General features: G+C 63.6%; 13 protein-coding genes. 9 read left to right on the forward strand and 4 right to left on the reverse strand.

The window, feature by feature from the left end:
• Positions 1–67: 67 nt before the first annotated feature.
• The 3 genes from relA (at position 68) to LOY51_RS06610 (ending at position 3,817) form a co-directional block, all read left to right on the forward strand.
• Positions 68–2,308 carry a GTP diphosphokinase gene (relA, locus tag LOY51_RS06600; protein WP_110993026.1) on the forward strand — a complete coding sequence of 747 codons (2,241 nt, stop codon included), beginning with the start codon at positions 68–70 and terminating at the stop codon, positions 2,306–2,308.
• A gap of 107 nt (positions 2,309–2,415) precedes the next feature.
• Positions 2,416–3,249, forward strand: coding sequence for a nucleoside triphosphate pyrophosphohydrolase (mazG, locus tag LOY51_RS06605; RefSeq protein WP_125462980.1), 834 nt, complete (start codon positions 2,416–2,418; stop codon positions 3,247–3,249).
• Positions 3,250–3,277: 28 nt separating this feature from the next.
• The gene (locus LOY51_RS06610) at positions 3,278–3,817 is read left to right on the forward strand and encodes a DUF2058 domain-containing protein (RefSeq protein WP_125462981.1); all 540 of its coding nucleotides are present in this window, start codon (positions 3,278–3,280) and stop codon (positions 3,815–3,817) included.
• A 231-nt stretch (positions 3,818–4,048) separates the two neighbouring features.
• On the opposite strand, the gene LOY51_RS06615 is transcribed toward LOY51_RS06610, so the two are convergent.
• The 4 genes from LOY51_RS06615 to purM form a co-directional block, all read right to left on the reverse strand.
• Positions 4,049–4,231 carry a hypothetical protein gene (locus tag LOY51_RS06615; RefSeq protein ID WP_125857720.1) on the reverse strand — a complete coding sequence of 61 codons (183 nt, stop codon included), beginning with the start codon at positions 4,229–4,231 and terminating at the stop codon, positions 4,049–4,051.
• A gap of 268 nt (positions 4,232–4,499) precedes the next feature.
• On the reverse strand, positions 4,500–5,210 hold the full coding sequence (locus LOY51_RS06620; protein ID WP_125462983.1) for a DUF3108 domain-containing protein: 711 nt from the start codon (positions 5,208–5,210) through the stop codon (positions 4,500–4,502).
• Positions 5,211–5,218: 8 nt separating this feature from the next.
• The gene (purN, locus tag LOY51_RS06625) at positions 5,219–5,872 is read right to left on the reverse strand and encodes a phosphoribosylglycinamide formyltransferase (RefSeq protein ID WP_258645308.1); all 654 of its coding nucleotides are present in this window, start codon (positions 5,870–5,872) and stop codon (positions 5,219–5,221) included.
• Positions 5,872–6,930, reverse strand: a complete 1,059-nt coding sequence (gene purM / locus LOY51_RS06630) for a phosphoribosylformylglycinamidine cyclo-ligase (RefSeq protein ID WP_125857721.1) — start codon at positions 6,928–6,930, stop codon at positions 5,872–5,874. Before purM ends, purN begins: the two co-directional genes overlap by 1 nt.
• A gap of 341 nt (positions 6,931–7,271) precedes the next feature.
• On the opposite strand from purM, the gene LOY51_RS06635 reads away from it, so the two are divergent.
• The 6 genes from LOY51_RS06635 (at position 7,272) to LOY51_RS06660 (ending at position 14,753) form a co-directional block, all read left to right on the forward strand.
• Entirely contained in the window at positions 7,272–8,318 is a 1,047-nt protein-coding gene (locus tag LOY51_RS06635) for a DUF2066 domain-containing protein (protein ID WP_125462984.1), read from the forward strand.
• A 12-nt stretch (positions 8,319–8,330) separates the two neighbouring features.
• Positions 8,331–9,404, forward strand: coding sequence for an AI-2E family transporter (locus tag LOY51_RS06640; RefSeq protein ID WP_125857722.1), 1,074 nt, complete (start codon positions 8,331–8,333; stop codon positions 9,402–9,404).
• Positions 9,405–9,744: 340 nt separating this feature from the next.
• Complete coding sequence (gene hda / locus LOY51_RS06645) at positions 9,745–10,449, forward strand: DnaA regulatory inactivator Hda (protein ID WP_110993035.1); 705 nt, start codon at positions 9,745–9,747, stop codon at positions 10,447–10,449.
• 127 nt (positions 10,450–10,576) lie between these two features.
• Positions 10,577–11,206, forward strand: coding sequence for a C40 family peptidase (locus LOY51_RS06650; protein WP_125857724.1), 630 nt, complete (start codon positions 10,577–10,579; stop codon positions 11,204–11,206).
• Positions 11,207–11,352: 146 nt separating this feature from the next.
• Entirely contained in the window at positions 11,353–11,886 is a 534-nt protein-coding gene (locus tag LOY51_RS06655; RefSeq protein WP_125462987.1) for a C40 family peptidase, read from the forward strand.
• Positions 11,887–12,206: 320 nt separating this feature from the next.
• Positions 12,207–14,753 (forward strand): dermonecrotic toxin domain-containing protein, encoded by a 2,547-nt coding sequence (locus LOY51_RS06660; protein WP_258645313.1) that lies wholly within the window; start codon positions 12,207–12,209, stop codon positions 14,751–14,753.
• The last annotated feature ends 57 nt before the right edge of the window (positions 14,754–14,810 follow it).

Consider the following 14,810-nt stretch of genomic DNA (forward strand, 5'->3'; position numbering starts at 1 on the left):
AACGAGGGCGGCACAGGTGATAACCAGCGCACCCGCGTGGTGCGCTGTATGGAAAGGTAAAGCAAAGATGGTACAGGTGAGAGTGCACCAGCCGGTCAACAACGACGGCAGTATCAATCTCGAAGCATGGCTCGATCATGTGGTGAGCGTCGATTCGCAGCTCGATCGCGCGGCGCTCAAAGAGGCCTGTGAGTTCGCCCAGGAAATCGAGAAAAAGGGCAACCCGGCCAAGCATTCCTGGGCCGATGGCACCTCCAGTTTCCAGGCGGGCCTGGAGATCGCCGAAATCCTCGCCGACCTCAAGCTCGACCAGGATTCGCTGATGGCTGCGGTCATCTATCGCTCGGTGCGCGAAGGCAAGGTGACGGTGGCCGAAGTTGGCCAGCGTTTCGGCCCGGTGGTGTCCAAGCTGATCGACGGCGTGCTGCGCATGGCGGCCATCAGTGCCAGCCTCAGCCCGCGCCAGTCGCTGGTGCTGGGCTCGCAGGCGCAGGTCGAGAACCTGCGCAAGATGCTGGTGGCCATGGTCGACGATGTGCGGGTGGCGCTGATCAAGCTCGCCGAACGCACCTGCGCCATTCGTGCGGTGAAGTCCGCCGACGATGAAAAGCGCCTGCGGGTGGCCCGCGAGGTGTTCGATATCTATGCACCGCTGGCCCACCGCCTGGGCATCGGCCATATCAAGTGGGAACTGGAAGACCTTTCGTTCCGCTACCTCGAGCCTGACCAGTACAAGCAGATCGCCAAGCTCCTGCACGAGCGCCGGCTGGACCGCGAGCGCTTCATCAGCGACGTGATGAACCAACTGCAGAACGAGCTGCTGGCCACCGGCGTCAACGCCGACATCAGTGGCCGGGCGAAACACATCTATTCGATCTGGCGCAAGATGCAGCGCAAGGGCCTGGAGTTCAGCCAGATCTACGACGTGCGTGCGGTACGCGTGCTGGTGCCGGAAGTGCGCGACTGCTACACCGCGCTGGGCATCGTGCACACCCTGTGGCGGCACATCCCCAAGGAGTTCGACGACTATATCGCCAACCCCAAGGAAAACGGCTACCGCTCGTTGCACACCGCGGTGATCGGTCCCGAGGGCAAGGTGCTGGAAGTGCAGATCCGCACCCACGCCATGCACGAAGAGGCCGAGCTTGGGGTGTGCGCCCACTGGCGCTACAAGGGCACTGACGTCAAGCCCAGCTCCAACCACTACGAAGAGAAGATTTCCTGGCTGCGCCAGGTGCTCGAATGGCATGAAGAACTGGGTGACATCGGCGGCCTGGCCGAACAGCTGCGGGTCGATATCGAGCCGGACCGGGTCTATGTGTTCACCCCCGACGGCCATGCCATCGACCTGCCCAAGGGCGCCACGCCGCTGGACTTCGCCTACCGCGTGCACACCGAGATCGGCCACAACTGCCGGGGCGCCAAGATCAACGGGCGCATCGTGCCGCTCAACTACAGCCTGCAGACCGGCGAGCAGGTGGAGATCATCACCAGCAAGCACGGCAATCCGAGCCGTGACTGGCTGAACTCCAACCTCGGTTACGTGACCACCTCGCGGGCTCGGGCGAAGATCGTCCACTGGTTCAAGCTGCAGGCGCGCGACCAGAACGTCGCTGCCGGCAAGACCCTGATCGAGCGCGAGCTTAGCCGCCTGGGGCTGCCGCAGGTGGACTTCGAGCGCCTCGCCGAGAAGGCCAACGTCAAGACCGCCGAAGACATGTTCGCCGCCCTCGGTGCCGGCGACCTGCGCCTGGCGCACATGGTCAACGCCGCCCAGCAGTTGCTCGAGCCCGAGCGCATCGAGCAGGTAGAACTGGTGCCGCGCCAGGCTCGGGGCATTCGCGCGGGCAAGCGCAACGACATCCAGATCCAGGGCGTCGGCAACCTGCTCACGCAGATGGCCGGCTGCTGCCAGCCGCTGCCGGGCGATGCCATCGTCGGTTACATCACCCAGGGCCGCGGCGTGAGCATTCACCGCCAGGACTGCGCCTCGGTGCTGCAACTGGCGGGCAAGGAGCCGGAGCGGATCATCCAGGTCAGCTGGGGGCCGATCCCGGTGCAGACCTACCCGGTCGACATCGTCATCCGTGCCTACGACCGCCCGGGGCTGCTGCGCGACGTGTCGCAGGTGCTGCTCAACGAGAAGATCAACGTGCTGGCGGTCAACACCCGCTCGAACAAGGAAGACAACACCGCCTTGATGTCGCTGACCATCGAGATCCCCGGCCTGGATGCCCTCGGGCGCCTGCTCGGCAGGATCTCGCAGTTGCCGAACATCATCGAGACGCGGCGTAACCGTACCCCTTGAGAACGAGGTGGCTTCTTCGCGGGTAAACCCGCTCCTACAGGTAGGTCGCAAACCTCTGTGGGAGCGGGTTTACCCGCGAAGCAGGCGCCGCCGAAGGACCTGCATTCATGACCTACACCCTCGACGACCTGCTGCACCTCATGGCCCGCCTGCGCGACCCGCAATATGGCTGCCCGTGGGACCTCAAGCAGGACTACGCCAGCATCGTCCAGCACACCATCGAAGAAGCCTACGAAGTCGCCGATACCATCGAGCGGGGTGATTTCGCCCACCTGCAGGGTGAGCTGGGCGACCTGCTGTTCCAGGTGGTCTACTACAGCCAGCTGGCGCGAGAAGAAGGGCGTTTCGAGTTCTCCGGCGTGGTCGACTCGATTACCCGCAAGCTGGTTCGTCGCCACCCCCATGTGTTCCCCACCGGCGAGCTCTATGCTCCGGTCGATACGCCCTCGTTGAGCGAGGCCCAGGTCAAGTCGCGCTGGGAAGAGATCAAGGCCGAAGAACGTGCCGAAAATAGCGAGCCCGAGCAATTGTCGCTGCTCGACGATGTGCCGGCCGCACTGCCGGCACTGTCCCGCGCCGCCAAGCTGCAAAAGCGCGCGGCCACGGTCGGCTTCGACTGGCCCGACGCGCTGCCGGTGCTGGACAAGGTGCGCGAAGAGCTCGACGAAGTGCTGCAGGCGATGGCCGATGGTGACAGCGATGCGCTGGAGGACGAACTGGGCGACCTGCTGTTCGCCACCGTCAACCTGGCCCGGCACCTCAAGCACGACCCGGAAAACGCCCTGCGCCGCGCCAACCGCAAATTCGAGCGGCGTTTCCGTTTTATCGAACAGGCATTGCGCGAGCAGGGCCTGAACATCCAAGATCGTACCCTCGACGAGCTGGACGCCCTATGGGGCGAGGCCAAGCGTCAGGAAAAGAACCTGCCCAGCTGTGGCTGAGCCGATGCATAAGTGAGTAAAGACACCCATGAGCCTTTCCCTTCGCGACCAGTTGCTCAAAGCCGGCCTGGTCAACCAGAAACAGGTTTCCCAGACCAACAAGGCTGAGAAAAAACAGAAGCGCCTGGAGCACAAAGGCCAGGTCGAGGTGGACGACAGCCAGCAACGCCTGGCCAAGGAAGCCCTGGCCGAAAAGGCCAGGAAAGACCAGGAGCTGAACCGCCAGGTCCAGGAAAAGGCCGAGCAGAAAGCCCGCGCCGCGCAGATCAAGCAGTTGATCGAGGCCACCCGCCTGCCCAAGCTCACCACCGAGGACTATTTCAACTTCGTCGATGACAAGAAGGTCAAGCGCATCGCCGTCAACGCCCTGATGCGCAGCAAGTTGAGCAATGGTGCGCTGGCGATCGTCGGCCATGCCGGCGGCTACGAAGTGATCCCGCGTGAAGCGGCAGTGAAGATCCAGGAGCGCGACCCGCAGCGTATCCTGCTGCTCAACACCCATGTCGAAGAGGCGGACGAGGACGACCCGTACGCCGCTTACAAGATCCCTGACGATCTGATGTGGTAAGCATGTAAAACCCCGCCTAGGCGGTAATGTCAGTCAGTTAACCTTTCATCGACACTCATGGGGCTGTTTTGTAGCCCTTCGCGGGTCAACCCGCTCCCACAGGATTGCGCAATGCTTGAAACTGGCGCGAAACCTGTGGGAGCGGGTTTACCCGCGAAGGGCCGCAAAGCGGCCCCAATTGGCTTAACTGACCGGCATTAGCCTAGGCGGTTTTTTTGTTTGAAGGCGGTGTCACTGGGTGGTGCGCTGGTTTTCCAGGATTTCCAGTTCGCTGCGGTACTGCTGGGCCAGGTGTTCTTCGTGGAACATGCCGACCAGTTGGCCCTGTTGGTGCACGTCCCAGATCCGCACGCCAGCGGCCAGGCCTTCGTGGGACATTTTCGATTCGTCGCGTTCGGTTACTTGAACTGTCATCGTCAAACTCCACTGCTTGATGGGCTGCGGCACTGTGTCGCAGGCCTTCTTTATAGAATTTGTTAGCAGGCTAAGTAAATTAAACGGCGATGAAACAAGTTTCATCCAATGACCTCATCGCGGGGCAAGTCGCATCGGCGCACCGCCGCTCCCATGGGAACCACATGGCGCGTGGGAGCGGGCTTGCCCCGCGATGAAGTCACGTGAAACGCCCAGGCAAAAAGAAGCCCCGCACAAGGCGGGGCTTCCGGTGCTACTGGGGCAGCGATCAGTTGCCCTTGACCGCCTTGCCATCGACCGTGCCGTCCTGCAGCACGATCACGTACTCCTTGCCGTCGGTCTCGACCTGGCGCAGTTGCACTAGCAGGTAGTCCCAGTTCTTGGCGAACCACAGCTCGGTGATGCGCTTGCTCTGGCTCGGGTCGCGTACGCGCTCGACCTTGATCGCATCGACCTGGCCGGCCTTGGTCGCCACCTTCTCGGTGCCCAGCACGCGGAAGTCGTAGGTGTCGATCTCGTCACCGTCGACTACCTGGTAGGTCATGCTCTTCTTGCCGGCGGCCACGTCATGCTGCAGCGCCAATTGGTAGGACGACTTGTCCAGCACGCCGCGGTTGAGCGGCAGGTTGATCGCGTCGCCACGGTCGCTGCCGGTGACCTTCTTGCCGTTCCAGTCGAAGCTGAGGTCGACTTTTTTCGCCTTGCCCAGGCCGCCGCGCTCGAAGTGGTACTTCTGCGGCAGCAGGGTGTCGTTGTCGAGCTTGAGGGTGCTTTGCTCGGTGAGGCTGGCGATCATCATGGAAGCCTTGAAATTAAGGTCCCAGGTACCGTTGGCGTTCTTCACCAGGCTGCGCTCGGCAGTGCCGCTCATGGGCAGTTGCTTCCAGTCAGCCGTGTAGCTGGCCGCGAAAGGCTTCAGATCAGCTGCCTGGAGGGGCAGGGCGAGCACGGCGAGAGCCAAGAGCAGGGCGCGACGCATAAATTCTCCTAGGATCGAATCAAGTGACCGCTGGCCGCCAGCGGCTGGCCATCCAGTAATGCACCCTGTTCGCCCAGACGCAAGCGCCCTTCGCCGAACCAGCGCACCGCCAGCGGGTAGATCTGGTGTTCCTGCAGGTGCACGCGCTGGGCGAGCGACTGCTCGGTGTCGTCCGTTGCAACCGGAACCACAGCCTGTACGACCAAAGGCCCGCCGTCGAGTTCCTCGGTGACGAAGTGCACGCTGCAGCCGTGCTCGGCATCGCCAGCCTCCAGCGCACGCCGGTGGGTGTGCAGGCCTTTATACTTGGGCAACAGTGACGGATGTATGTTGAGCAGGCGGCCCTGGTAGTGGCGTACAAAGCCGCCACTGAGAATGCGCATGAAGCCGGCCAGTACCACCAGGTCGGGCTCGAAGCCGTCGATCAGCGCCATCAGCGCCGCATCGAAGGCTTCGCGGCCGTCGAAACCCTGGTGCTCGAGCAGCGCGGTGTCGATACCGGCTGCCTTGGCACGTTCCAGGCCGTAGGCATCGGCGCGGTTGGAAATCACCGCGCGGATGCGTACCGGGCTGTCATTGGCGCTGGTGTTGTCGATCAGCGCTTGCAGGTTGCTGCCGGAGCCCGACAGCAATACCACGACGTTGCAGGTCTTGCTCGGCATCAGTGTGCCTTGAGGTTCTGCAGCTCGACCTGAGCGGCGCCTTCGGCGGCTTCGGCGATGTGGCCGATCACCCAAGGCTGCTCACCGGCGGCGCGCAGTTCGTTCAGGGCGGCTTCGACCTGATCCTGGGCGACACAGATGACCATGCCGACGCCGCAGTTCAGTACGCGGTGCATCTCGTGCTCGTCGACGTTGCCTTTTGCCTGCAGGAAGTCGAACACCGCCGGGCGCTGCCAGCTGGCCACATCGACCACGGCCTGGGCGTTTTTCGGCAGTACGCGCGGGATGTTGTCCAGCAGGCCGCCGCCGGTGATGTGGGCCATGGCCTTGACCGCGCCGGTGTTCTTGATCAGTTGCAGCAGCGGCTTGACGTAGATGCGGGTCGGCGCCATCAGCAGGTCGGTCAGCGGTTTGCCGTCGAGCTGGGTGTTTTCGATGTCGGTACCGGACACTTCGAGGATCTTGCGGATCAGCGAGTAGCCGTTGGAGTGCGGGCCGGAGGACGGCAGGGCGAGCAGGGCGTCGCCGGTGGCGACTTTAGAGCCGTCGATGATCTCGGCTTTTTCCACCACGCCGACGCAGAAGCCGGCCAGGTCGTAGTCTTCGCCTTCGTACATGCCTGGCATTTCGGCGGTTTCACCACCGACCAGCGAGCAGCCGGCCAGTTCGCAACCGGCGCCGATGCCGGTAACCACGGTGGCGGCCACGTCGACATTGAGCTTGCCAGTGGCGTAGTAGTCGAGGAAGAACAGCGGCTCGGCGCCGCACACCACCAGGTCGTTGACGCACATGGCGACCAGGTCCTGGCCGATGCTGTCGTGCTTGTTCAGGTTCAGTGCCAAGCGCAGCTTGGTGCCGACACCGTCGGTGCCGGAGACCAGTACCGGCTGTTTGTAGCCGGCCGGGATCTCGCAGAGGGCGCCGAAGCCGCCCAGGCCACCCATGACTTCAGGGCGTGCGGTGCGCTTGGCGACGCCCTTGATGCGTTCGACCAGTGCTTCGCCGGCGTCGATGTCTACACCGGCGTCCTTGTAGCTCAGGGAGGGTTGCTTGCTCATTGATCCAGGCCTTTAAGAGGGAGGGATTCTTGGAAAACGACCGGGACGGCCAAGGCCGGCTTCAAAAGCGGCGGCTGCCTGTACGTCACTGGTCTGCGAAGGCGCGCGATTTTATCAGGGTTGCCCCGAAGCGGCCATCCTCAGGCCGACGGGCAGGCCGGAAATCTGGGCAAAAAAGCGCTTTCACGGTGCGCGACTGGTTGCCGCGGCGGTGCCTGTATAAGGTATAGGCATCGTGACGAGCTCAATGGGCCGCGGCAGCGGAGCATTTCTCTGCGTTGCGCGGTCACAACCGGCAGGTCCGGGCTCGTCGCTCGTGGTCATCTGGACAGGAATCCTCAATGCGTCTTTTCAATTACATCGCGGCCGGGTGCCTGGTGCTGGTCGGCGCTGCGGCGCAGGCCGAAACCGTCACCGGGCTGTATCAGGTCCGCGAACCTGTCGAAGGGCAGGGCGCCGATGCCCGCGCCCAGGCTACCAGCAAGGCCCTGGACACCTTGGTGCTGCGCCTGACCGGCGACCCCAAGGCGGCGCAGAGCCCGGCCTTGGCAGCCCTGCGCAAGGATCCCCAGCAAATCATCAATCAGGTCGGCACCGAGGCCGGGCCCCCCGAGGCGCTGCTGGTCGAGTTCGACCCCGGCAGTACTGAACGCGCGCTGCGCCAGGCGGGCCTGGCGTTGTGGGGCAACAACCGGCCGTCGATCATCGGCTGGTGGCTCTACGACAGTGTCGAGGGCAGCAACCTGGTCGGCGATGGCCAGGCCGCCGCCGAACCGCTGCGCCGTGCCGCCCAGCACCGTGGCTTGCCGCTGCGCCTGCCGCTGGCCGACCTGCAGGAGCAACTGGTGGCCAACGCCAAACAGCTCGAGGGCAATGACCCTGCGCCGCTGCGCGAGGCGTCCGAGCGTTACGGCGCCAATGCCTTGCTGGCGGTGCATGCCCATGAGGCCGACGGCAAGTGGCAAGGCAAGTGGCAACTGTGGCTGGGCGACCAGCGTGAGCAGGGCAACGCCGAAGGTGCCGACCAGGCCGCCCTGGCCGATGCCGTGCTGCTGGCCGTGAGCAACCGCCTGGCGCCGCGCTATGTGACCCGCCCCGGCGCCAGCAGTGACCTGCAGGTGCAAGTGCAGGGCATGAACTTGCAGCGCTATGCCGAACTGAGCCGCGTGCTCGAACCTTACGGCGCCCGTTTGCAGATGGCCGATGGCGCCACCCTGACCTACGGTGTCACCGGCAACCGTGAGCAGCTGCGGGCGCAACTGGGCCTGGCCAAGTTGCAGGAGTTGCCTGCCGAGGCCACGCCGGCACCTGCGCCCCAGGGCGAGCCGGGCGCGACACCCCCTACCACTGCAGCCAAGCCGTTCGATGGCTTGCGTTTTCGCTGGTAAGGGGGCTTGGACATGATTGATATGCGTCGTTGGATCGGGCTGGGCGCCGCCTTGCTGATCGCCGTGCTGCTGTACCTGCTGCACAACATTCTTTCCCCCTTCCTAGTGGGGATTCTGCTGGCCTACCTGGCCGACCCGCTGGTCGACCGCCTCGAACGGGCCGGGCTGTCGCGGACCTGGGGCGTGGTGGTGGTCTTCAGCTTGTTCACCCTGCTGTTCATGGCCCTGCTGCTGGTGCTGATCCCCATGTTGGCCAAGCAGCTGGTGCGCTTGTACGAGCTGGCGCCGCAGATGCTCGACTGGCTGCAGCATGTGGCCCTGCCTTGGGTGCAAAGCCGCCTGGGCCTGGCCGATGGCTTCTGGAAGTTCGACAAGATCAAGGCCGCCATCGGCGCGCACATGGGCCAGACCACCGACATCGTCGGTGTACTGCTGTCCCAGGCCACCGCGTCGAGCCTGGCCCTGATCGGCTGGCTGGCCAACCTGGTGCTGATCCCGGTGGTGGGGTTCTACCTGTTGCGCGACTGGGACCTGATGATGGCCAAGCTGCGCAGCCTGTTGCCGCGCCAGCGCGAAGAGCAGGTGGTGGGGTTGGCCGGTGAGTGCCATGAAGTGCTGGGGGCGTTCGTGCGTGGCCAGTTGCTGGTGATGCTCGCCCTGGGCGTCATCTATTCCACCGGGCTGATGCTGGTGGGCCTGGAACTGGGCCTGCTGATCGGCATGCTGGCGGGGTTGGCGGCAATCGTCCCGTACATGGGCTTCATCATCGGCATCGGCGCGGCCCTGGTGGCCGGGTTGTTCCAGTTCAGCGGCGATTTGTATCCGATGTTGGGGATTGTCGCGGTGTTCATGGTCGGCCAGGCGCTGGAAGGCATGGTACTGACGCCCATGCTGGTGGGCGACCGCATCGGCCTGCATCCGGTGGCGGTGATCTTCGCCATCCTCGCCGGTGGTGAGCTGTTCGGCTTCACCGGTGTGCTGCTGGCGCTACCGGTGGCGGCGGTGATCATGGTGCTGTTGCGGCATGTGCATGACCTCTACAAGGAGTCGGGCATGTATGGCGAGGCGATCGATCCGGACCTGTAAGTGACCGCGTCAGCTGCGCGATACCTGTGGGAGCTACTGTCTTATGTTGTCAGTGCTGGCCTCATCGCTGGCAAGCCAGCTCCCACAGGTACGATGCTGCTTCAAGTTAGCGCGATACCTGTGGGAGCGGGTTCACCCGCGAATACGGGCATAGCCCGTGCCAGGCACCGAGGTGTCATCTTCGCGGGAAAACCCGCTCCCACAGGGGCTCGTGAACATCGCAACTGCTTGATTTTACTTGTGCTCTTCCCCTGCCGGATTGTGCCGCCCGCGTTGCGGGTATAGACTTTGCACACTCTTCACCAAAGGCCCCCTGTGGTCCCCGCGACCGCCCGCGAGCATGAAACCGATCCAGTTGCCCCTGGGTGTGCGTCTCCGTGATGACGCCACCTTCATCAACTACTATCCGGGCGCCAATGCCGCGGCATTGGGCTACGTCGAGCGGCTATGCGAAGCCGACGCCGGCTGGACCGAGAGCCTCATCTACCTGTGGGGCAAGCAGGGCGTTGGCCGTACCCACCTGCTGCAAGCCGCTACCCAGCGTTTCCAGCAGCGCGGCGAGCCCGCCGTCTACCTGCCGCTGGCGCAACTGCTGGAGCGCGGCGTCGAGTTGCTTGACCACCTCGAGCAATACGAACTGGTGTGCATCGATGACCTGCACGTGATCGCCGGCAAGGCGGACTGGGAAGAGGCCATGTTCCACCTGTTCAACCGCCTGCGCGACAGTGGCCGACGGCTGCTGCTGGCCGCCTCCAGCTCGCCCCGCGAACTGCCGATCAAACTGGCGGACCTCAAGTCGCGGCTGACCCTGGCCCTGATTTTCCAGATGCGCGGCATGTCCGACGAGGACAAGCTGCGCGCCCTGCAGCTGCGTGCCTCGCGGCGCGGCCTGCACCTGACCGACGAAGTCGGCCACTTCATCCTCACCCGTGGCACACGCAGCATGAGTGCGCTGTTCGACCTGCTCGAACGCCTTGACCAAGCTTCGCTGCAGGCGCAACGCAAGCTGACCATCCCGTTCCTCAAGGAAACCCTGGGTTGGTGACCCCCTGAAAACACGGGGCCAGAGCGGCAAAACAGAAAAGTCACATGTTTTTCGATAAAATTTGCAAATGGTTCTGATAGAAGGCATAGTTTCCCCCTTCTAAAGGACTACAGACACGGTCGTGCCCATGCTGAAGCGCTTCGCACCCCTCGTGCCACTTGCACTTGCCACCTTCCTGTTTGGTTGCGCCGCTCATGGCCCGACCACTCAATCCCAGGATCATCGCCCGGTCGCCGAGCAATCGCTCAAGGCCAAGGCTTCCGCTTCTTCCGTATTCACCGAGGAAGAGCTGGCCAGCGACGATGACCTGAATGCCTTTTCCAGCAGCAAGCCCTATCAGCTCCCGGTGCTGGCCGACAGCATCCTCGAGCGTGGCATGGCGCTGATCGGTACCCGTTACCGCTTTGGCGGCACCACCGAACAAGGCTTCGACTGCAGCGGCTTCATTGGTTATCTGTTCCGCGAAGAGGCCGGCATGAACCTGCCGCGCTCGACCCGCGAGATGATCAACGTCGACGCCCCCAAAGTCGCGCGCAACAAGCTCAAGCCAGGCGACCTGCTGTTCTTCAGCACCAATGGTCGCGGCCGCGTCAGCCACGCCGGCATCTACCTGGGCGACAACCAGTTCATCCACTCCAGCAGCCGCCGCAGCGGTGGTGTGCGCATCGACAGCCTTGGCGATCGCTACTGGAGCAAGACCTTCATCGAAGCCAAGCGCGCGCTGGCCATGGCACCGACCACCATTTCGCGCAATTGATTTGATATCAAAATGCTGTACCCTGCCGCGGCGGCGTAGCTGAAAAGCTCGCCGCCGTGCGCATTTACAGAAAGCGTCTAATCTAATTTCTCACCTATTTTCATCTTCGGCCGTGGCCGGGGCTTGTCTGACAGGACGTTCGCATCATGGCGATGTTGGCGCGCTTCGCATTTCTTTCCCTGGCGGCATTGCTTGCTGCCTGCTCCAGCCGTGCACCTGCCCCGGCGCCGGTCAAGCAGCCCATGGTCTTCAGCCAGCAACCGGCGGCATCGCCTGCGGCGGAGGATGTGCTGTTCCGCGCGATCGGCCTGGTCGGCACGCCCTATCGTTGGGGCGGCAACACCCCTGATTCGGGGTTCGATTGCAGCGGCCTGATCGGCTACGTATACCGTGATGCCGCGGGCATCAGCCTGCCACGCACCACGCGCGACATGATCGTCATGCGTGCGCCAAGCGTGGACATCAATGCCTTGCAGTCCGGCGACCTTGTGTTCTTTGCCACCAATGGCGGGGCACAGGTCAGTCATGCCGGTATCTATGTCGGCGAAGGGCGTTTCGTCCATGCGCCGTCTACCGGCGGCACGGTGCGCCTGGACTATCTCTCCAGCAGTTACTGGGCCAAGGCCTATCTGCAGGCCAAGCGCGTGTTGCCACCTGGGCATCTGGCGCAGAATCCCTGAGCGCGGCGGGCCACCCGTCTGGCCGTGGGCCCCTCAGGGCGCCTTGTTGATGCGCCAGTCTAGGTTGCCCACATCGTCCGCAACCAATACGCCACCTCGCGGTTTGCGGTTCCACGAGTCCTGCTGTCCAATCAACGCGCTCTGTTAGAAAGGCGGCGATAACGCACCGGCGCCTGCGCGTTTCATTACCCACCTGAATTCCGGGTGAGGCGGGCGCAGGGCGGTTCAACGCACAGGCTTGGCGAGGGCCGCTTTATATACCGCGAATGGTCGTGGCGGCTGGTAAAGGATGCGTGCTTCTTCATCGAAAGGAGCATGTCATGAGCGGCATCGAAAGCATGTTGCAGCGCAACCTGCAGGTATTGGGCACCGGGCGCGAGTTGGCCCGTCTGGCCGACAAGGTCCTGAGCGCTTATCCCGATCCATACCAGCTGGCCGTGACCCAGGCGTCGGTCATCCTGCGCAAGCATACCGGCAAGGACTGGGACCCTCGGCAGGTCTGGTGGCATCAATTCAGTCGTGCCAGCTCCAGCCATCGCAGCTTTACGGGATGGGCGCACAGCAGTCCGCCCGCCAAGTCCCTGCGCTTCACCGAATTGATGGTCGAGCGCTTCGACCCCGGCTTCCAGGAAGCTACTGACTCGCTCGATCTCTATGGCGGCTTCTATCGCCAGGGGCCTCATGCGCACACCTACGATGAGCGCAACGAGGTGCCAATGTTGGCCCGCGATGTCCAGCAGGACTTCTGGGCCTTGGATTTCGCCCAGTTATACCGGCGCCAGATATCGGCATTCTGGGCCGCGTACCAAGATGACTTCAGGCTCCTGGCCAAGGTCAACCTGCTGGGCCAGTGTGCCCGTGCCGAACGGGGCGGGTATATCGACAGCGCGGACGCGGCGCAGTTGCGCGCTCATGTGGTGCCGGGGCTGTCGGCCGGGGAGCGAGCGCCCTCGCTGGCGCAACTGCGTGAACAGTCGAGTGTCGAGCTGCGTGCAAGCGGCTATGGGCTTGGTGTCGCCAGTGGGGCGGCGATCTATGCAATCCAGGGGCCCGGTACCAGGGTCCTGTTGTACTGCCCCTGGGCCGAACAGGCGCTGCGAGGCTTCGACAACCTGCAGGGCATGGCAGGCTGGCTGCGCGAGCACCTGGCCACGGCTCAGGGTCGGGGAGCGTTCCAGCAGGCGTTGATTGCCGACCCGCAAGACCTCGAGGCTGCGCAAGCGGTGCAGCAGGCCCTGCAAGCGCTGGGCGAAAGTCCGAGCGATGCGGCCGCGTTGGCTGTGCTCAAGCAGCAGCGCAGCCCTGTCGGGCACCTTCTCGACGCTCTGGTGGAGCATGCCCGGCAGGAAATGCAGCACACCGCCGCCCGCCTGGTGGACAACAGCCAACTGCGCAAGGCCCTGTGGCGGGGTTATCTGGGGGCTTTCCTGAAAGTGTTCGGCGGTTTCGTGCCGTTGGGTTGGCCGGTGTCGCTGGTGCTGCTCGGCGCCACCCTGGCAAAGGTCGGCCTGGAGGTCGACGGCGCCTTGCACGCCCGCAATGCCCAGGAACGCAAGGCGGCGATGCGTACGGCCATCCTCGATTCGATCTTCGGCGCCTTGAACATGGTGGATGTGAGTTTTGGCAGCAGCCTGGCGTCCCTGACCTACCAGGCGCCGTTCCATGAATTGGACGCATCGCTGGCCGAATGGGAGGTCGAGCAGGCCCCCACGTCGAGCCTGGCGGGGGATGAGGCCAACGAGCTGCTTGACAGCAAGCCAATGGGTAGCGACCGCTTGCAGGGGATTCGGCTCGGCACGGACGGCAGTTGCTGGATCGAGTTGGAAGGATTGCCCTACCGGGTGCGCTTCAGCCCGGAGCTGTCGTCCTGGCTGATAGTACCTCCGGAAAACCCTTACGCTTTCGGACCCTTGCGCCCGGTGCGGATGGACGCTGCGGGCGAGTGGCAGTTGCTGGTGCCGCCACGCCTGTTGGGTGGGGCGCCGACCGATGGCTTGGCCAGCGAGCCCTCGGCGTTCTGGGATGAGTACATGCACACCCACCTGGACCGCAGCCAGACCCTGTCGAATGCCGCGCGAGCGCGCCAGCGAGCTCTGTTGCAGGGGCGGGCAATCGATGTGCTGGATGACGAGCAGGAGCCGCTGGTGGACGAAGATGGATTTGACTTCATCGACAGAGAAGGCGAGCACGTTTACACCTACCGCCATGACGGGGAGTACCGCAATCACCGGATCTTCATGTACACGGAAGAAGACGGTGCCAAGATCAATCGGTTCCTGCGCGAAGGCGAGCGCGAGTTCGATTACGGCGACGAAGTCGAGTACCTCGACAACCTCGCCGATGACCTGGGGAAGCTACCGCACAACAACGACGTGCCGCTGTATCGCGGAGGCCATGGCACACGCAGTACCAGTGGTACGCATTTTCGCAGTGGGCAGTTCAAGGTGGGCGATGTGCTGGTCAACACCGACCTGACTTCCTTCACCGAAAACCCCTACATCGTGCGCCTGTTCGCCGCCGACAACGATCTGTTGGCGGGCAGCGGGGTGGAAGGCGTTTTCGACGACAGCTCGGTGGTGTTCGAGCTGCCTGCCGGCAGCTATCAGCACGGCACCCCCATCAGTCCGTTCTCCAGCCATCCGAACGAGGCGGAAACCCTGTTCCTGCCTGGTTCGTATTTCCGCGTCGAGGCGCTCAAGGAAATCCGCGGTGGCGATTACCATTTCGTCAGTGTCAGGCTCAGCGAGGTGCCGAGACCGGCCAGCGGCGAGGTCTATGAGCTGCGTACCGGCGAGCTATTCGACAAGGCCGCCTACGCTGCTCGGCTGGGTAGCGCGGAGCTGGCTAACCGATTCTTCCCTGACTGACGCGCTTCGGCGCGTCTAGCCACTTGTGCCCGGCATCGTGGGTAACTCGGGCACAAG

Origin of the sequence: Pseudomonas sichuanensis, from assembly GCF_024749065.1 — a bacterium.
Classification (GTDB): Bacteria; Pseudomonadota; Gammaproteobacteria; order Pseudomonadales; family Pseudomonadaceae; genus Aquipseudomonas; species Aquipseudomonas sichuanensis.